The sequence below is a fragment of the Acidovorax sp. 69 genome (assembly GCF_002797445.1).
In the GTDB taxonomy this organism is placed as follows: Bacteria; Pseudomonadota; Gammaproteobacteria; order Burkholderiales; family Burkholderiaceae_C; genus Acidovorax.
Genome location: NZ_PGEP01000001.1, coordinates 817,719 through 835,378 on the forward strand (window position 1 = coordinate 817,719; position 17,660 = coordinate 835,378).

Here is a 17,660-nt window from a genome sequence, read left to right on the forward strand (position 1 = left end):
TTCTGGAGACAACCCCATGCTGCTGACCCAAGACCAGGAAATGATCCGCGACGCCGTGCGCGACTTTGCACAAGAACAGCTGTGGCCCCACGCCGCGCGCTGGGACAAGGAACACCACTTCCCCAAGGAAGCCCACCAGGGCCTGGCCGCGCTGGGCGCTTACGGCATCTGCGTGCCAGAAGAATTTGGTGGCGCCCATCTCGACTACGTCACGCTCGCGCTGGTGCTTGAAGAGATTGCCGCTGGCGACGGCGGCACCAGCACCGCCATCAGCGTGACCAACTGCCCCGTCAACGCAATCCTCATGCGCTACGGCAACCCGCAGCAAAAGCGCGACTGGCTCACGCCGCTGGCCCAAGGCCAGATGCTGGGTGCGTTCTGCCTGACCGAGCCACATGTGGGTTCTGACGCTTCGGCGCTGCGCACCACGGCCGTGAAGCAGGGCGATGAATACGTGATCAACGGCGTCAAGCAGTTCATCACCAGTGGCAAGAACGGCCATGTGGCCATCGTCATCGCCGTCACCGACAAGGGCGCGGGCAAGAAGGGCATGAGCGCCTTCCTGGTGCCCACCAGCAACCCCGGCTACGTGGTGGCAAGGCTGGAAGACAAGCTCGGCCAGCACAGCAGCGACACGGCCCAGATCAATTTTGACAACTGCCGTATTCCGGCCGAGAACCTGATCGGCGCCGAGGGCGAGGGCTACAAGATCGCCCTGGGCGCGCTCGAAGGCGGGCGCATCGGCATCGCCGCGCAGAGCGTGGGCATGGCGCGCAGCGCGTTTGATGCGGCGCTGGCTTACTCGAAAGAGCGCGAAAGCTTTGGCACCGCCATCTTCAACCACCAGGCCGTGGGTTTCCGTCTGGCCGACTGCGCCACGCAGATCGAAGCCGCACGCCAGCTCATCTGGCACGCCGCCGCGCTGCGCGATGCCGGGCGCCCCTGCCTGAAAGAAGCCGCCATGGCCAAGCTGTTTGCCAGCGAGATGGCCGAGCAGGTGTGCAGCGCCGCCATCCAGACGCTGGGCGGCTATGGCGTGGTGAATGACTTTCCGGTGGAGCGCATCTACCGCGACGTGCGCGTGTGCCAGATCTACGAAGGCACGAGCGACGTGCAGAAAATCATCATTCAGCGCGCATTGGCCTGACGCAGTTCGCGCTCCAGCAAGGCCAGCCGCTCGGGCTCGGCGTGGTGCCGGGCCACGGGCTGGACGCTGGCAAAAACTGCCTGGGCTGTTTCCATGCGCCCGCTCCAGGCCAGGGCCAGCGCATAGTCACAGGTGCATACGGCCAGCGAGGGCCAGGCCCCCGGGGCTTTGCGCACCAGCCCCAGAAACTGCTCACAGGCCTTGCTCAGGTGGCTGGCAGCCTCGCCCGCCCGGGCGGGGTCGCGCAGCGCGATCATGCCCCGCACCCAGTCGATGAACGCCTGCCCATGGGGCGGCAGCAGTGTGGGCTGCAGCGTATCCAGCAGGCGCTGGGCTTCTACGGTGTGGCCCGCGCGGGCCTCCCCCAGCGCCAGGTCCATGTGCAGCGTGGGCTCTGACGGGCGTTGGGCGATCAGTTCGCGCAGGCGGGCCGTGAAGCCCGCGTGATCGCCTGTGGCCAGTGGCAGGGTGTAGATGCGTGCCAGAAACTCGCCCTCATCTGTCGGGCGCATGGGATGGATGCGCAGGTGCAGGATGGCGGCATCCACACCTTCGGCGCGCGCCTCGAACCAGGCCATGCGCACGGCCGCGTCCCAGGCGGGCTGGCGCAGAAACGCGTGGCGTTCGGCCGCACGTGCCAGCCGTTGGGCCAGCACGTCCAGGCGTGGCAGGTCGCCCGTGGCGTGTGCGTGCAGCATGTGTTGGTACATGCGCTGAAACTGGTGCATGTAGGCAAATACCGCCAGTGGTGCCAGCATGGCCACCACCAGAGCCCCCTGCACCCAGGGGCTCCATTGGCGCCAAACGGCCAGCGCAATCAGCGCCGCGCAGACAAGCAGCCAGGTGCGGTTGTTGCGCAGCAGCTGGCGCAGCGTGGTCCAGATGCCGGGGTTTTCCAGCGCCTCGATCTGGTCGCGTGCCAACTGGCGCAGCGCCTTCACGTCCAGCGGCCCCAGCACCTCGTCTGCCATTTCGGTCATCGCGCGGGCATGCAGCCCCGAGGTGTGCAGCCGCACCTGGGTCAGCGGGGGCTGCTGCAGGGCGGTGATGGCCTGCAGGGCTTCTTCGGCGGTCTGCGCATGCACAAAACCCTCAGTGGGGCGGCCCCTTGCGTCCTGCGCCTGGTACAGCCAGCGGGGCTGGTCCTGGGGGGTGCTGTTGTCGTGTTGGCTGGGCGGGTTGGGGTGGTTGGTGGTCATGGTGCGGGCGCCCTCCTTGTGCGGCTTGCCAGCGCGCCGAGGGCGCCAGTCTGTGGCTGCGCATCGTAGCGGGCGGGGTGCGGCCAGCGCGCTGCGGGCAGACGGCCGGTGCGCCTGGCGCATCAGACGGCGGGCCCACCACGGGCCCCGGGCATTCAGCTGGTGCTCTGCAGTTGCTCCAGCGTCACAAACTCCAGCGCGCGGGCGTGGGTGCATTCCAGAATCACCGGGGGTGCCACGCCGGCCTCATAGGCCTCCTTCCAGCGCAGGGCGCACAGGCACCAGCGGTTGTTGGCCCGCAGCCCCGCAAACCGGTGCTCGGGCCGGGGCGTGATGAGGTCGTTGCCGCGCGCGAGCGAGAAGTCCAGAAACGCCTGCGTCATGCGTGCGCAGATCACGTGGGTGCCGAGGTCGTGTTCGTCAGTGTTGCAGCAACCGTCGCGGTAATAGCCGGTCAGCGGGTCATAGGAGCAGGGCATCAGCAAAGTGCCCAGAACGTTCAGTGCGGTCATGTCGGGTGATGGTGGTGGGTAGAGGTGATTTGTGTGGGGTGCGCGATGCGCAGCGGCTCAGCCGTCCTTGCCACGGCGGCGCAACACCACCGTGATCTGCCCGTTGGTCTCGATGGTGGCGCGCTCCACATCGTGCGCGTGCAGGCAGCCTCCGGCGCGCAGGGCGGCCTCCACGTCGTCACGGGTCAGCAGCTCCTTGCGCATCAGCGCCTGGTTCAGCTGGCCCTCGTGGATCAACACCTGGGCCTTGCCGTCCACCCAGCGCCCAACGCGTGGAAAGTGGAACGCCAGCCGCGCCAGTGCCACATGGCACAGCATCAGCGTGCTGGCCGACACCAGCCCGCCCACCAGCGAGTTGTCGCCCGCGTTCATTGAGTTCTGCACGGCGTTCGACAGAATCAGCAACAAGATCAGGTCAAACGGCTCGTACTGCCCCGTTTGTCGCTTGCCCGTGAGGCGCAGGAACACCAGCAAAAAAAGATAAACCGCCACGCCGCGCAGCACAAACTCCCACCACGGCACGCTCATTTGCCACATTGCAAGTCTCCTTGTTGAAGGCATGGGTGGCGCCCAGTCTACGGCCTGCGGGCCGTGAGCGAGAATCCCGGAAAGTCCATCGGCACCTGCAGGTGCCGCCTGTGTGCGGCCACCGCCGCTTTCACCGAAAGAAACCACACCATGCAACGCCGCCACCTCCTCCAAACCAGCGCTCTGGGCGCCCTGTGGTGCGCCACCGTACAGCACGCCTGGGCCCTCTCGCTGGGCGATCTCACCAATGCCGATGCGTCCAGTGGCCTCAAGGCAGCATTGACCCAGGGTGCGCAGGCAGCGGTGTCGCTGCTGGGCCGCAACGATGGTTTTTTGGGCAACCCCAAGGTACGCATTGGCCTGCCGGGCTACCTGGACGACGCCGCCAAGGTGATGAAATCCCTGGGCCAGGGCAAACGCATTGACGAGCTGGTGGTCTCTATCAACCGCGCCGCTGAAGCCGCCGTGCCCATGGGCAAAGACCTGCTGGTGGGCGCGGTGCAAAGCATGACCGTGACAGACGCCAAGAACATCCTCACCGGTGGCGACAACTCGGTGACCACCTTTTTTGCCGACAAGACCCGCACGCCGCTCGGCCAGCGCTTCTTGCCCGTGGTGAACCAGGCCACCGAAAAGGTCGGCCTCACGCAGAAGTACAACGCCTTTGCCGGCAAGGCCGCCAGCTTTGGCCTGCTCAAGGCCGAGGACGCCAACCTGGCGCAGTACGTCACCGGCAAGACGCTCGATGGCCTGTACCTCATGATTGGCGAGGAAGAGCGCCGCATCCGCCAGGACCCTGCGGCTGCGGGCAGCGCCGTGGCCCGCAAGGTGTTTGGCGCATTGCGCTAAAGCGGCCTGCCGTGGTGCCTTCGCCCACCGACCCATGTCCCTGCGGGCGTCTGGCGCCTGCGCGCCCTGGCGGCAGCAAGGGCCCAGGCGCGGCCAAGCTGCCGTATGCGCAGTGTTGTGGCCGCTATCTGGACCCGCAGGGCGCCGATGCTCCCCTCGCCCCCGACGCCGAAAGCCTCATGCGGTCGCGCTACACCGCCTTTGTGTGTGAGCGCTCCGACTATTTGCAGGCCACCTGGCATGCCAGCACGCGCCCGGCGGCGCTCGACTTCGAGGCCGGCGCCAAATGGCTGGGCCTGGATGTGCGCAGTCACCGCGCTACCGATGCCGACCACGCCGTGGTCGAGTTTGTGGCCCGCTACCGCGTGGGCGGCCGCGCCGTGCGCCTGCACGAGACCAGCCGGTTCGTGCGTGTGGACGAGCGCTGGCTGTATGTGGATGGCGATCTCAGCGCCTGATTTTGAATGAAAATGACCTCTAGCGCTTGTCCCGTAAGCGCTAACAGCTATGAAATTTGAAGCAATCCTGTTTGACTGCGACGGTGTGCTGGTGGACAGCGAACCCATCACCAACGGCGTGCTGCGCGAGATGCTGGCCGAGGCTGGCTGGGCGCTGTCGCCCGAAGAGTGTCTGCGCATCTTCATCGGCAAGATGGTACGCAGCGAGGCCGCGCGCATCGAGCGGCACACCGGCCGCCCGCTCACCGACGAATGGATGGCCGCCTTTTACGCGCGCCGCAATGCCGCGCTGGAGCAGCAGCTCACGGCCATCGAACATATCCACAGCGCCGTGGAGCGAGTGCATGCCCACCATGGCGGTCGCATTGCCTGCGCCTCGGGCGCCGACCGCTACAAGGTCGAGATGCAACTGGCCAAGGTGGGTCTGGCCCCGTACTTTGCGGGCCGCATCTTCAGCGGCCACGAGATGCCCGCCACCAAGCCCGCTCCCGACGTGTACCTGGCCGCCGCTGCGGCCCTGCAGGCCGCACCCACGCGCTGTGCGGTGGTCGAGGACACCGTGACCGGCGTCACCGCCGGTGTGGCGGCCGGTGCCACGGTGTTTGCCTACGCCCCGCTGGACGACGGCGCCGCGCTGCGCGCCGCCGGGGCAGACCATGTGTTTCGCAGCATGGCCGAGCTGCCCGCGTTGCTGGGCTGCTGAGCGCGCAACCTCAAGGCTGCGTGTCGGGCGCCGGTGTGGTTGGCACACCCTGTTCGTGCGCCGCCCGCGTCTGCGCTGTCATTGCCCGCTGGTATCCGGGCCGCTCTTGCAGCCGCTGCCAGTAGGCCTGTGTGGCCGGGCCGAACTGCGCGGAAAGTCCCAGGTGCTGCGCCAGCAGCAGCGCATACCCCACCGCCACATCCGCCGCCGTGAAGCGGCCCGCGCACAGGTGCTCGCTGTGCGCCGCCGTGGCCTCCACCGCCCGCAGCCGCGCCAGAAACCAGCGGCTGTAGTCCTCCACCACCTGCGGCTGCTTGCGCTCAGCGGGTTCAAACCGGCCATAGCGCAGCACCAGCGTTTGCGGAAACGTCAGCGTGGCATCGCTCATGTGCAGCCAGTTCAGGTACGCGCCATACGCCGGGTGGGTGGGCGCCACATCCAGCCCCGCATCGGGGTGCGTGGCGGCGAGGTACTGGCACATCGCGGCGGATTCGGTCATGCGCACATCGCCCTGCACCAGCAGGGGCACCGTGCCCAGCGGGTTCTCATCCAGAAACGACCGGGCCTTGGCGCGCGGCGGGAAGGGCAGCATGTGGAGCTGGTAGGGGAGTTGCAGCTCTTCGAGCATCCACAGGGGGCGGAAGGAGCGGGCGCTGACGCAGTGGTGGAGGTGAAGCATCATGGGTAGGGGGGTTGGCTGGTCGGGTGCTGTCCCGCAGCTTGGCTGGGGTGTTGCCCGGCGTGGGCATCATCTGCGCGCTGACCACTGTGCATGTCATTCCGGCAGTAGTGAATCTCTATGGTCGAGTGGACGATTTCCTCGTGCACGGACAACCGTTCGCGCACCACCTCCGGTGTCAGCATGTGGTCATGGGTGACCACCGTCATAGCGCATGAATAAACCTGTTTGCCAACACGCCAGACATGCAAGTCGGTGATTTTTGTGTGATTGACTTCTTGTTCTGTTTCAACCACCTCGCGAATCTCTTCGACCACAGGGTGATCCATCTCACGGTCCAGCAGTACCTTGCCTGTGTCGGAAATGAGGCCCTTTGCCCAGATAGCGACCAGCACGGCGCCGATGACTCCCATGAATGGGTCGAGCCAAGACCAGCCGAAGAACCAGCCACCGAAGAGGGCCGCGATAGCCAGCACCGATGTTGCGGCATCGGCGATCACATGGATGTAGGCGGACTTGAGGTTGAGGTCGTGGTGGTGGCCGTGGTGTGACGCCTGCTGGCTGTGTGCGTGATCTTGCTGGTGGCCATGTCCATGGTGATGCGCCTTGCCAAGGATCAGTGCACACACCACGTTGACCAGCAGCCCAAGAATGGCAACCACGATGGCCTCCTTGTACTGGATCGGTTGCGGCGAGAGGATGCGTTCAACCGACCCGACCAGCATCATCACTGCCACGCCCAACAAAAAAATGGCGCTGGCAAATCCACTCAGGATTTCGATCTTCCAGGTACCAAAGGCAAAGCGCGGGTCTTGGGCGTAGCGCCGGGCGGTTCCATAAGCTACCGCCGACAGGCCGATGGCTACGGCATGGGAACTCATGTGCCAGCCGTCTGCCAGCAAGGCCATTGAGTTGAACCACCATCCGGCGGCAATTTCGACCACCATGGTGATGGCAGTGATCCACATCACCACACGCGTGCTGCGTTCGGCTGCGTCGTTGCCAGTGTCAAACACGTGATCGTGGACCCAGCGGGAGAGGTTTTCGGTATGCACAGTCGTTCTCACTTGATATAGGCGCGCAACACATCGATCAGCTCGTTGGCGCCCTGCGATCGTTCCGCATCGTTGGTTATCGTTGGACTGGCGATATGGGTGTGCACATGCTGTTCAAGCACCTCCGTCATCAGCCCGCCCATCGCCCCACGCACGGCGGCGATTTGGTGAAGGATGTCTGCGCAACCCTTTTCTGCATCGAGCGCGCGCTCCAGGGCCTCGACCTGCCCCCGGATACGACGCACTCTAGCCAGCAGCTTTGGTTTTTGATGGATAGTGTGAGTCATGTGAATTCAAAATATGACATAGGGGGGTAGAGTATTTTAAGGGGCGGCTTATCTGCCAGGATGCGACGTTCTGGCGCTATACCCGCACCGCCCTCCGAAACTCCGCAGGCGATTGCCCCGTCCACCCCCGGAACGCCCGGATAAAACTCTTCTCATTCACAAACCCCGCTGCCTCGGCCACCTGTTTGATGGGGCGTTGCGTGCGGTGCAGCAACTCCACCGCGCGGGTGCGGCGCACCTCGTCTTTCAGGCCCTGCAGCGTGGCGCCTTCTTCCTTCAGCTGCCGGTGCAGGGTGCGCGGCGACACATGCAGCAGCGCGGCCAATGATTCGGCGCTGTGCTGGGGCAGCGCATGGGCGGGCTGGCCGGGCAGAGGGGCGCCCAGCAGCTGGCGCACGCGCTGCACCAGCAGGCGGTCGCGGCGGTAGTGCAGCACCGTCAGGGGCAGGGCGTGCTGCAACATCTGGCGCAGGGCCTGTTCGTCGCGGCGCAGGGGCAGGTGCAGGTAGCGGGCGTCAAAGTACAGGGCGGTGCGCGGCGCGTGGAAGGTGACGGGGCCACGGAACAGCACGGCGTAAGCGTCGGCATGGGGCGGCGCATCAAACGCAAACTCGGCCGCGATGAGCGGAATGCGCGAATCCACCAGCCAGCAGGCCAGGCCGTGGGCATTGCGCAGCACCGACACCAGGCAGAACTCGCGCAGCGCGCCCAGGTCGCGCGCCTCGGTGATCGCCAGGGTGGCGGTGTCGCCAGCGCTAGTGAGGGTGAGGGCAATGTCGTCCGTCAGCAGCCCATGGTGGCGGCACCAGCGGGCCAGCGCCACCTGCAGCGTGGGCGAGCTGATGCTGGCGCGCGCCAGCATGCCGTAGCTGCCCCAAGGCAGGCGGCGGCTGAACCAGCCCAGCGCCTCGTCGTCCAGCTCCTGCATGGCTGCGTCGGAGATCTGCTCCATCTGCCAGGCGGTGATGTGGGCGCTGTCGTCCTGCAACAGTGGCGGCGCAATTTGTGCCAGGGCCAGGGCGCGCTCGGGGTTCATGCCGCGCTGTGTGTACGCCAGAACAATGGCGCGCACAAAGGCGATGGGCGTGGCGGCGGGGGCGGTGGCAGACGGGGGCAGGCGGTCTGTAGCGGTAGGGGCAAGCGGTTTCACGCCGCAGAGTGTGCCAGCCGTGGCACGATTTGCAACCATTGTGTCCACCTGATCGGGGTGCAGGCTTCTATGCTTACGCATCGCCGCCCGCAAACCCTGGACCCCTGTGGCCAGGGCTGGATGACAGAGCCGAGGAGACAACACCCGTGACGATTGCCGCCGCAACGAACTCCGCCCCGCTGGTGGGCAGCCACGCCCGTGGCGCCATCGACGTTCCCTTGATCGAGCAGACCATCGGCGCCTTTTTTGCCGACATGGTGGCCCGCCAGCCCGGGCGTGAGGCGCTGGTCAGCGTGCACCAGGGCCGCCGATTCACCTATGCCCAACTGCAGACCGAGACACACCGCCTGGCCAGTGCACTGTTGGGGATGGGGCTCAAGCCCGGCGACCGCGTGGGCATCTGGTCGCACAACAACGCCGAATGGGTGCTGATGCAGCTGGCCACCGCGAAGGTAGGCCTGGTGCTGGTCAACATCAACCCGGCCTACCGCACGTCCGAAGTCGAATACGCGCTGAACAAGGTGGGCTGCAAGCTCTTGGTGACCATGGCGCGCTTCAAGACCAGCGACTACCTGGGCATGCTGCGCGAGCTGGCGCCCGAATGGGCGCACGGCACACCGGGCCAGCTGGAGGCGCAACAGCTGCCCCTGCTCAACACCGTGGTGTGGATTGATGAATCTGGCGTGGGTGCCGACGAGCCGGGCCTGCTGCGCTTTTCCGACCTGCTGGCACGCGGCAACGCGGCCGACCCGCGCCTGGCGCAAATCGCAGCGACGCTGAAAGCCACCGACCCCATCAACATCCAGTTCACCAGCGGCACCACGGGTTTCCCCAAAGGGGCCACGCTCACGCACCGCAACATCCTGAACAACGGGTTTTTCATCGGCGAGTGCATGAAGCTCACGCCCGAAGACCGCCTGTGCATCCCCGTGCCGCTGTACCACTGCTTTGGCATGGTGCTGGGCAACCTGGCCTGCCTCACGCACGGCTCTGCCATCGTGTACCCCAACGATGGGTTCGACCCGCTCACGGTGCTGCAGACGGTGCAGGACGAAAAATGCACCGGCCTGCACGGCGTGCCCACCATGTTCATTGCCGAGCTGGACCACCCGCGCTTTTCCGAGTTCGACCTGTCGACCCTGCGCACCGGCATCATGGCCGGCTCGCCATGCCCCACCGAGGTCATGAAGCGTGTGGTGGAGCAGATGAATCTGTCGCAGATCACCATCGCCTACGGCATGACCGAGACCAGCCCGGTCAGCTGCCAGAGCAGCACCGACACGCCTTTGCCTAAGCGCGTTTCCACCGTGGGCCAGGTGCAGCCGCACCTGGAGGTCAAGATCGTGGACCCCGACAGCGGCGCCGTGGTGCCCGTCGGCCAGCGCGGCGAGTTCTGCACCCGGGGCTATTCGGTGATGCACGGCTACTGGGGCGACGAAGCCAAGACCCGCGAGGCCATCGATGCCGACGGCTGGATGCACACCGGCGACCTGGCCACCATGGACGACGAAGGCTATGTGAACATCGTCGGCCGCATCAAGGACATGGTGATCCGCGGCGGCGAGAACATCTACCCGCGCGAGATCGAAGAGTTTCTGTACCGCCACCCGCAGGTGCAGGACGTGCAGGTGGTGGGCGTGCCCGATGCCAAGTACGGCGAGGAGCTGTGCGCCTGGATCATCGCCAAGCCCGGCACCACACCGACCGAAGACGACATTCGTGCCTTCTGCAAGGGCCAGATCGCGCACTACAAGGTGCCGCGCTACATCCGCTTCGTCACCAGCTTTCCGATGACGGTGACGGGCAAGATCCAGAAGTTCAAGATCCGCGACGAAATGAAGGATCTGCTGGGCCTGGAAGAACAGAAAACCGCTTGAGAGAGCAAGACCGTATGACCATTCTCGACACCCAACTCAACGCCCGCTCGGCGGACTTTCTGGCCAATGCCGCTGCCATGCGCACGCTGGTGGATGACCTGCGCGCCCAGCTCGACAAGGTGGCCCTGGGCGGCGGCGACGCCGCGCGCGCCAAGCATGTGGCCCGTGGCAAGCTGCTGCCGCGCGAGCGCGTGCAGATGCTGCTCGACCCTGGCACTCCGTTCCTAGAGCTTGCACCGCTGGCCGCGCTGAACATGTACAACAACGATGCGCCCTGCTCGGGGCTCATCGCAGGCATCGGCCGCGTGAGCGGCGTCGATTGCATGATCGTGTGCAACGACGCCACGGTGAAGGGCGGCACCTACTACCCGCTCACTGTCAAGAAGCACCTGCGTGCGCAGGAAGTGGCGCAGCAAAACCACCTGACCTGCATCTACCTGGTGGACTCGGGCGGCGCCAACCTGCCCAACCAGGATGAAGTCTTTCCTGATCGCGACCACTTTGGCCGCATCTTCTTCAACCAGGCCAACATGAGCGCCATGGGCATCTCGCAGATCGCCGTGGTCATGGGCAGCTGCACGGCTGGCGGCGCCTACGTGCCCGCCATGAGCGACGAGTCCATCATCGTCAAGAACCAGGGCACCATCTTTTTGGGCGGCCCGCCACTGGTCAAAGCGGCCACGGGCGAGGTGGTGACGGCCGAAGACCTGGGCGGTGGCGATGTGCACACGCGCCTGTCGGGCGTGGCCGACCACCTGGCGCAGAACGACATGCACGCACTGCAGCTCGCACGCAATGCCGTGCGCAATTTGAATAAAAACAAGGCGGGAGCAGCTGCTGATCAAGCGCCAATAGCTCCTAAATTCGGAGCGGAAGAGTTGTACGGGGTGATCCCCGTGGACACACGCAAGCCCTTTGATGTGCGCGAGATCATTGCCCGCATCGTGGATGCGTCAGAGTTCGACGAGTTCAAGGCACGCTACGGCACCACGCTGGTCACGGGCTTTGCGCGCATCGAAGGCATGATGGTCGGCATCATCGCCAACAACGGCATCTTGTTCAGCGAGTCGGCCCTGAAAGGCGCGCACTTCATCGAGCTGTGCTGCCAGCGCAAGATCCCGCTGGTGTTTTTGCAGAACATCACCGGCTTCATGGTCGGCCGCAAGTACGAGAACGAAGGCATCGCCCGCAACGGCGCCAAGATGGTCACGGCTGTGGCCACGGCGGCGGTGCCCAAGTTCACCATCATCATCGGCGGCAGTTTTGGCGCGGGCAACTACGGCATGTGCGGCCGGGCGTACTCGCCGCGCTTCCTGTGGATGTGGCCCAACGCGCGCATCAGCGTGATGGGCGGCGACCAGGCCGCGGGCGTGCTGGCCACCGTCAAACGTGACGGCATTGAGGCCAAAGGCGGGCAGTGGAGCATGGAAGAGGAAGAAGCCTTCAAGGCCCCCATCCGCCGCCAGTACGAAGACCAGGGCCACCCCTACTACGCCACCGCGCGCCTGTGGGACGACGGCGTGATCGACCCCGCCGACACGCGCCGCGTGCTGGCGCTGGGGCTGGCGGCTACGCGCAATGCGCAGATTGAAGACACCAAGTTCGGCCTGTTCCGCATGTAGATCCACAGGGAGCCGCCATGGACGCCCTCGCCCACTTCACCCTGCTGGCACGCTACAACGCGTGGGCCACGGCGCGCGTGCTCGATGCCGCGCGGGCGCTGCCTGAAGAGGCCTACCGGCGCGACGTGGGCCTGTTCTTCAAAAGCATCCACGGCACGCTCAACCATCTGCTGGTGGGCGAGCACCACTTGTGGTTTGTGCGGTTTGCCGAAGGCATCTCGCCCAAGGTGGCACTGGACGCCGAACTGGAGCCCGACCGCGAACGGCTGGATGTCCGCCTGCGCGCGGGGGCTGCCCGCTGGGAGCCTCTGATCGTTTCTTTTGCCCCAGACCGTTGGGACGGCACGCTCAACTACACCACCATGCGTGGCACAGCAGCCTCGCTGCCCTTTGCGGCCACGCTGGCGCATGTGTTCAACCACGGCACGCACCACCGGGGCCAGATCACCGCCGCATTGACTGCGCTGGGCCAGCCGTGCCCAGAGCTGGATTTCGTCTATTACCTGCAGAACCCGTCCAAGCCATGAGCCAGAACCTGTCCATCACCCAAACCGGCGCTGTGGCGCGCATCACGCTCACGCAGCCCGAAATTCGCAACGCTTTTAGCGACGAAGTCATTGCCGAAGTCACCGCTGCCTTCACCGATGTCGGCGGGCGTGCCGATGTGCGCGCCGTGGTGCTGGCGGCCGAAGGCCCCGCCTTTTGCGCAGGCGCCAACCTGAACTGGATGCGCCGCATGGCCGACTACACGCGCGATGAAAACATCTCCGATGCGGGCAAGCTCGCCGAGATGCTGCGCGTGATCTACGAATGCCCCAAACCAACAATAGCCCGCGTACAGGGCGATGTGTACGCAGGCGGCATGGGCCTGATGGCCGCGTGCGACATGGCGGTGGCGGTGGACACAGCGGGCTTTTGTCTCAGCGAGGTGAAGCTGGGCCTCATCCCCGCCACCATCAGTCCCTATGTGATCCGCGCCATGGGCGCACGGGCCGCGCACCGGTACTTTTTGACGGCCGAGCGCTTTGGCGCGGCGGAAGCGCTGCGCATCGGCTTTGTGCACGAGGTGGTGGCGGCTGAGCAGCTGGACGCCAAGGTCGATGAACTGCTCAAAGCCCTGACCACCGCCAGCCCCAACGCCGTGCGGGTGTGCAAGAAGCTGGTGCTGGACGTGGCCGAGCGCGAGATCAATGCGGGTTTGATTGCCGCCACGGTGCAGGGCATCGCCGAGATTCGCGCCAGCGACGAGGGCAAGGAGGGCGTGCAGTCGTTTCTGAACAAACGCAAGCCGGCCTGGTTGTCGGCGTAATGCGAAGCGCGTAAGGATCGAATATGGACGCTCTCTGGCTGCACATCGTTCAGTGGCTGCACACCGTGGGCCTGCACGTGGATGCGGGCACCGCGCGCGACGTGGCGGGCGGCATGGCCGAGGTGACCCAAAAGCTCGACATGCCCAGCCTGCTGGCCCTGGCCGCCGCCTTGGGCTGGGCCAGCGGCTTTCGGCTGTATGCCGTGGTGTTCATCGTTGGTTTGATGGGTGCTGGCGGGTGGCTGGCGTTGCCCGCCGGGCTGCACGTGCTGCAAAACCCGCTGGTACTGGCGGTGGCGGGCAGCTTGATGTTGGTGGAATTTTTTGCCGACAAGGTGCCCTGGATCGACAGCGCCTGGGACGCCGTGCACACCTTTATCCGTGTGCCCGGCGGCGCATTGCTGGCGGCGGGGGTGTTCGGCGCGGACAACGCCACCATGGGTGTGATCGCGGGCTTGCTGGGGGGCTCACTGGCTGCCACGTCGATGGCGACCAAGATGACCACGCGGGCTGCGGTCAATACGTCGCCCGAACCTTTTTCCAACTGGGGCCTGTCGTTCTTGGAGGACGGCCTGGTGGTGGCGGTGGTGTGGTTGGCGACGCAGCACCCGGTGGCTTTTGGCATCGTGCTGGTGGTGATGGTGGTGGTTTCGGTGCTGCTGCTGGTGGTGTTGTTCAAATTTCTGCGCGCCGTCGTGCGGCGCTTGTCCTCATTCTTTTCTGGTTCTGCCAAGGTGGCTTAAATGTTTACAAAAATACTGATCGCCAATCGCGGCGAGATCGCCTGCCGCGTGGCGGCCACTGCACGCCGCCTTGGGGTGAAGACTGTTGCGGTGTATTCGGACGCCGACGCCAACGCCAAACACGTGGCCGTGTGCGACGAGGCCGTGCACATTGGCGGCAGCGCACCCAAGGAGAGCTACCTGCGCTGGGAGCGCATCATCGAGGCCGCGCAAGCCACGGGCGCGCAGGCCATTCACCCAGGCTATGGGTTCCTGAGCGAAAACGAAGACTTCGCCAAGGCATGTGCCAGCGCCGGATTGGTCTTCATCGGCCCACCACCGTCTGCCATCAAGGACATGGGGCTCAAGGCCGAGTCCAAGCAGCTCATGGAAAAGGCCGGTGTGCCGCTGGTGCCTGGCTACCATGGCAGCGACCAAGACCCCGCGCTGCTGAAGCGCGAGGCCGACCGCATTGGCTACCCCGTGCTCATCAAGGCCAGCGCCGGTGGTGGCGGCAAGGGCATGCGCGCTGTGGACAAGGCCGAGGACTTTGCGGCAGCGCTCGATTCGTGCAAGCGCGAGGCCATCAACAGCTTTGGCGATGACGCCGTGCTGGTCGAAAAATACGTGCTGCGCCCTCGCCACATCGAGATTCAGGTGTTTGGCGATACCCAGGGCAACTGCGTGTACCTGTTTGAACGCGACTGCTCGGTGCAGCGCCGCCACCAAAAGGTGCTGGAAGAAGCGCCCGCCCCGGGCATGACGCCCGCGTTGCGCCAGCAGATGGGCGAGGCTGCCGTGGCCGCCGCTCGCGCCGTGAAATACGTGGGCGCGGGCACGGTGGAATTCATCGTGGAGCAGCCCGGCGGCTATGCCAAGCCCGAGGACATGAAGTTCTACTTCATGGAGATGAACACCCGCCTGCAGGTAGAACACCCCGTGACCGAAGCCATCACCGGGCTGGACCTGGTGGAATGGCAACTGCGCGTGGCCTCGGGCGAGCCACTGCCGCTGCGCCAGGACGAACTGCGCATCACCGGCCACGCCATCGAGGCGCGCATCTGCGCCGAAAACCCTGACAACAACTTCCTGCCCGCCACCGGCGCGCTCAACGTGTATGCACTGCCCGAGTGCGTGACGTTCGAACGGGGCGCCGTCCGCGTGGATTCCGGCGTGCGCCAGGGCGATGCGATCAGCCCTTTCTACGACTCCATGGTGGCCAAGCTCATCGTGCACGGCGACACGCGCGAACAGGCGCTGGCGCGTCTGGATGAAGCTTTGGCCCAGACCCACATCGTGGGCCTCGCCACCAATGTGCAGTTTCTGCGCCGCGTGGCCCGCACCGATGCGTTCAAAAACGCCCAGCTCGACACCGCGCTGATTCCGCGCGAGCAAGCCGTGTTGTTCCATCAGGAGCCCGTAGGCCTGCCCCTGGCCGCTGCGGCCGCCGTGGCGCAGACCCTGCTGAAAGAACGTGCCAGTGAAGGCGTAGATCCTTTCAGTCGCCGCGATGGCTTCCACACGCATGGTGTGGTGCAGCGCAGGTTTGAATTTGAATTTGGCGGCGAACACGCCAAGGCCTGGCTGACCTACGAGCGTGGTGGCAATCTGCACCTGGCGGTGGGCGAGGGCAGTGCCGCCGTGGCCGGGCCGCTGGTGTTTTCGGCACGCGCCGACGGCATCGAGTTGCAGTATGCGGGCCAGCGCACGCGCGCCGCCGTGTATGCCCAGGGCGAGGTGGACCATGTGTTCACCCCGCTGGGCGCCACGCAGATCACCGCCATCGACCTGCTGGCGCACTCGGGCGAGGCTGCGGCCGAAGGCGGGCGCCTGACGGCCCCCATGCCCGGCAAGGTGGTGTCGTTTGCCGTGAAGGCGGGCGACGCCGTGACCAAAGGCCAGCCCCTGGCGGTGATGGAGGCCATGAAGATGGAGCACACCATTGCAGCCCCGGCGGATGGCGTGGTGCAGGAGCTGCTGTACGCGCCCGGCGACCAGGTCACTGAAGGGGCTGAACTGCTCAAGTTGGTGGTGGCCGAGAAAGCGTAAGCCATGGCGGGGCTCCCCGTGCGCGACAGCGCGCTGGGGGCAATGCCGTTAGGCTTGGGCGCCATGAAAATCACCTTTTGTTGTACCGATACCAAGGCCGAGCCTTGGCTCCAGGGCCTGGCTGCCGCATTGCCTAGCGCTGACATTTCCGTGTGGCAGCCCGGCGCCCCGCAGGCCGACTACGCCGTGGTTTGGGCGCCGCCCCAGCAGTTCATGGACGAGCAGCCGGGCCTCAAGGCGCTGTTCAACATTGGCGCGGGCGTGGATGCCCTGCTCAAGCTGCGCTTGCCACCCAGCGCACTGGTGGTGCGGCTGGACGATGCGGGCATGGCCGTTCAGATGGCCGAGTACGTGTGCCACGCGGTCATCCGCCACTTCCGTGAGTTCGATGGCTACGAGACCGACATGGCGGCCGGGCGCTGGGGCTACCGCAAGCCGCGCCTGCGCAGCGACTACCCCATCGGCGTGATGGGTCTGGGCGTACTGGGCGAGCGGGTTGCCAAGGCGCTGGCGCAGTTTGACTTCCCGGTCAACGGCTGGAGCCGCAGCCCCAAGGCGATTGAGGGCGTGCGCGCCTTTACGGGGGCGGAGCAGTTCAATGACTTTCTGGCCGCGAGCCGCGTGCTGGTCAACCTGCTGCCCCTCACGCCCGACACGGCCAACGTGATCAACCAAGACACACTGGGCCGCCTGTTGCCCGGCTGTTATGTGATCAACGTGGCGCGCGGCGCGCATCTGGTGGACGAAGACCTGATTGCCGCCATTGACAGCGGCCAAGTGGCAGGCGCCACACTCGACGTGTTCCGCACCGAGCCGCTGCCCGCAGGCCACGCCTTCTGGAACCACCCACGCATCACCATCACCCCCCACACCTCCGCGCGCACCCTGCGTGAGGAGAGCATTGCCCAGATCGCGCGCAAGATGGTGGCGCTGGAGCGCGGCGAGGCCGTGGCAGGCATTGTGAACCCGGCGCGCGGCTACTGAGGCCGCCGGTCCACGCGCTCGCCAGCGTAGAGAATGGCGGGCATGAGCACGTCCACGTTTCGCCGCTTCTTTGGTCTTTTGGGTTGGTTCCTGCTGGTGCCCAGCACCCTGACGGCACTGGGTGCGGCGTGGATATTGGCCTCGGGCATGAACATGCTGGGCGACACGCACAACGTCAAAGGCCGGGTGGTGGGGCATGAAGAAATCATGACTGGCCCACCCCACCGCCGAGGGCTCGCCAAGAAAAGCATTGTGGAATTTGTGGCGAGTGATGGGCGAACCTTCAGCTTCACAGGCTCGGTGGCGCGGCAGCAGCAGGCCATCCACAAGCTGGGCGAAACCGTCGCGGTGCGTTACTCCGCCAAAAGCCCGTCGCAGGCCGAAATCAGCAGCTCCACCACCGTCAAGATCGTTGTGGGCGCGGTGATGCTGCTGTCCAGCGCTATCGGCATGGTGTTTGGCGGGCTGTTGCTGCGCCTGCGTCCCAGGGCAACGGCATAGCCTTCCCGGCCCAGGCGCCAAGAGCGCTC

General features: G+C 65.6%; 19 protein-coding genes. 12 read left to right on the plus strand and 7 right to left on the minus strand.

What is annotated here, in order from left to right; all coding sequences use genetic code 11:
• The first annotated feature begins 16 nt into the window (after nucleotides 1-16).
• The gene (locus tag CLU85_RS03825; protein WP_100409115.1) at nucleotides 17-1,147 is read left to right on the plus strand and encodes an acyl-CoA dehydrogenase family protein; all 1,131 of its coding nucleotides are present in this window, start codon (nucleotides 17-19) and stop codon (nucleotides 1,145-1,147) included.
• Here CLU85_RS03825 and CLU85_RS03830 read toward each other — a convergent pair.
• From CLU85_RS03830 to CLU85_RS03840, 3 genes are all read right to left on the minus strand, one after another.
• Nucleotides 1,129-2,346, minus strand: coding sequence for a hypothetical protein (locus tag CLU85_RS03830; RefSeq protein WP_157803912.1), 1,218 nt, complete (start codon nucleotides 2,344-2,346; stop codon nucleotides 1,129-1,131). The genes CLU85_RS03825 and CLU85_RS03830 overlap by 19 nt on opposite strands.
• Nucleotides 2,347-2,501: 155 nt before the next feature.
• Nucleotides 2,502-2,858 carry a DUF2237 family protein gene (locus CLU85_RS03835; protein ID WP_100409117.1) on the minus strand — a complete coding sequence of 119 codons (357 nt, stop codon included), beginning with the start codon at nucleotides 2,856-2,858 and terminating at the stop codon, nucleotides 2,502-2,504.
• Between the two features lie 57 nt (nucleotides 2,859-2,915).
• A complete protein-coding gene (locus CLU85_RS03840; RefSeq protein ID WP_100409118.1) occupies nucleotides 2,916-3,395 on the minus strand; it encodes a DUF421 domain-containing protein in 480 nt (159 codons plus the stop codon).
• Between the two features lie 141 nt (nucleotides 3,396-3,536).
• Here CLU85_RS03840 and CLU85_RS03845 point away from each other — a divergent pair, with 141 nt between their 5' ends.
• From CLU85_RS03845 to CLU85_RS03855, 3 genes are read left to right on the plus strand one after another with little or no spacing between them, the layout of a single operon-like run.
• On the plus strand, nucleotides 3,537-4,235 hold the full coding sequence (locus CLU85_RS03845) for a DUF4197 domain-containing protein (RefSeq protein WP_100412362.1): 699 nt from the start codon (nucleotides 3,537-3,539) through the stop codon (nucleotides 4,233-4,235).
• An 11-nt stretch (nucleotides 4,236-4,246) separates the two neighbouring features.
• The gene (locus CLU85_RS03850; protein WP_369858153.1) at nucleotides 4,247-4,693 is read left to right on the plus strand and encodes a YchJ family protein; all 447 of its coding nucleotides are present in this window, start codon (nucleotides 4,247-4,249) and stop codon (nucleotides 4,691-4,693) included.
• A 49-nt stretch (nucleotides 4,694-4,742) separates the two neighbouring features.
• Nucleotides 4,743-5,396 carry an HAD family phosphatase gene (locus tag CLU85_RS03855; RefSeq protein WP_100409120.1) on the plus strand — a complete coding sequence of 218 codons (654 nt, stop codon included), beginning with the start codon at nucleotides 4,743-4,745 and terminating at the stop codon, nucleotides 5,394-5,396.
• A gap of 10 nt (nucleotides 5,397-5,406) precedes the next feature.
• Here CLU85_RS03855 and CLU85_RS03860 read toward each other — a convergent pair whose 3' ends face one another.
• The 4 genes from CLU85_RS03860 to CLU85_RS03875 form a co-directional block, all read right to left on the minus strand.
• Nucleotides 5,407-6,075 carry a glutathione S-transferase family protein gene (locus tag CLU85_RS03860; RefSeq protein WP_100412363.1) on the minus strand — a complete coding sequence of 223 codons (669 nt, stop codon included), beginning with the start codon at nucleotides 6,073-6,075 and terminating at the stop codon, nucleotides 5,407-5,409.
• Nucleotides 6,075-7,130 carry a CDF family Co(II)/Ni(II) efflux transporter DmeF gene (gene dmeF, locus CLU85_RS03865; protein WP_100409121.1) on the minus strand — a complete coding sequence of 352 codons (1,056 nt, stop codon included), beginning with the start codon at nucleotides 7,128-7,130 and terminating at the stop codon, nucleotides 6,075-6,077. Before dmeF ends, CLU85_RS03860 begins: the two co-directional genes overlap by 1 nt.
• 8 nt (nucleotides 7,131-7,138) lie before the next feature.
• On the minus strand, nucleotides 7,139-7,417 hold the full coding sequence (locus tag CLU85_RS03870) for a metal/formaldehyde-sensitive transcriptional repressor (RefSeq protein ID WP_100409122.1): 279 nt from the start codon (nucleotides 7,415-7,417) through the stop codon (nucleotides 7,139-7,141).
• A 76-nt stretch (nucleotides 7,418-7,493) separates the two neighbouring features.
• Nucleotides 7,494-8,606 (minus strand): AraC family transcriptional regulator, encoded by a 1,113-nt coding sequence (locus CLU85_RS03875; RefSeq protein WP_232727722.1) that lies wholly within the window; start codon nucleotides 8,604-8,606, stop codon nucleotides 7,494-7,496.
• Between the two features lie 107 nt (nucleotides 8,607-8,713).
• Between CLU85_RS03875 and CLU85_RS03880 the strand changes: the two genes are divergently transcribed.
• From CLU85_RS03880 to CLU85_RS03915, 8 genes are all read left to right on the plus strand, one after another.
• Nucleotides 8,714-10,444: an AMP-binding protein gene (locus CLU85_RS03880; RefSeq protein ID WP_100409123.1), complete on the plus strand. Its 1,731-nt coding sequence runs from the start codon at nucleotides 8,714-8,716 to the stop codon at nucleotides 10,442-10,444.
• A gap of 14 nt (nucleotides 10,445-10,458) precedes the next feature.
• Nucleotides 10,459-12,066, plus strand: coding sequence for a carboxyl transferase domain-containing protein (locus tag CLU85_RS03885; protein ID WP_100409124.1), 1,608 nt, complete (start codon nucleotides 10,459-10,461; stop codon nucleotides 12,064-12,066).
• Between the two features lie 17 nt (nucleotides 12,067-12,083).
• Nucleotides 12,084-12,593 carry a DinB family protein gene (locus CLU85_RS03890; protein WP_100409125.1) on the plus strand — a complete coding sequence of 170 codons (510 nt, stop codon included), beginning with the start codon at nucleotides 12,084-12,086 and terminating at the stop codon, nucleotides 12,591-12,593.
• Entirely contained in the window at nucleotides 12,590-13,375 is a 786-nt protein-coding gene (locus CLU85_RS03895; RefSeq protein ID WP_100409126.1) for an enoyl-CoA hydratase/isomerase family protein, read from the plus strand. The genes CLU85_RS03890 and CLU85_RS03895 overlap by 4 nt, the downstream gene beginning before the upstream one ends.
• A gap of 23 nt (nucleotides 13,376-13,398) precedes the next feature.
• Entirely contained in the window at nucleotides 13,399-14,118 is a 720-nt protein-coding gene (locus CLU85_RS03900; protein ID WP_100409127.1) for a DUF4126 domain-containing protein, read from the plus strand.
• The gene (locus CLU85_RS03905) at nucleotides 14,119-16,146 is read left to right on the plus strand and encodes an acetyl/propionyl/methylcrotonyl-CoA carboxylase subunit alpha (RefSeq protein WP_100409128.1); all 2,028 of its coding nucleotides are present in this window, start codon (nucleotides 14,119-14,121) and stop codon (nucleotides 16,144-16,146) included. It begins immediately after the preceding gene.
• A gap of 63 nt (nucleotides 16,147-16,209) precedes the next feature.
• Complete coding sequence (locus tag CLU85_RS03910; RefSeq protein ID WP_100412365.1) at nucleotides 16,210-17,130, plus strand: glyoxylate/hydroxypyruvate reductase A; 921 nt, start codon at nucleotides 16,210-16,212, stop codon at nucleotides 17,128-17,130.
• A 42-nt stretch (nucleotides 17,131-17,172) separates the two neighbouring features.
• Complete coding sequence (locus tag CLU85_RS03915; protein ID WP_100412366.1) at nucleotides 17,173-17,631, plus strand: DUF3592 domain-containing protein; 459 nt, start codon at nucleotides 17,173-17,175, stop codon at nucleotides 17,629-17,631.
• Nucleotides 17,632-17,660: the final 29 nt, after the last annotated feature.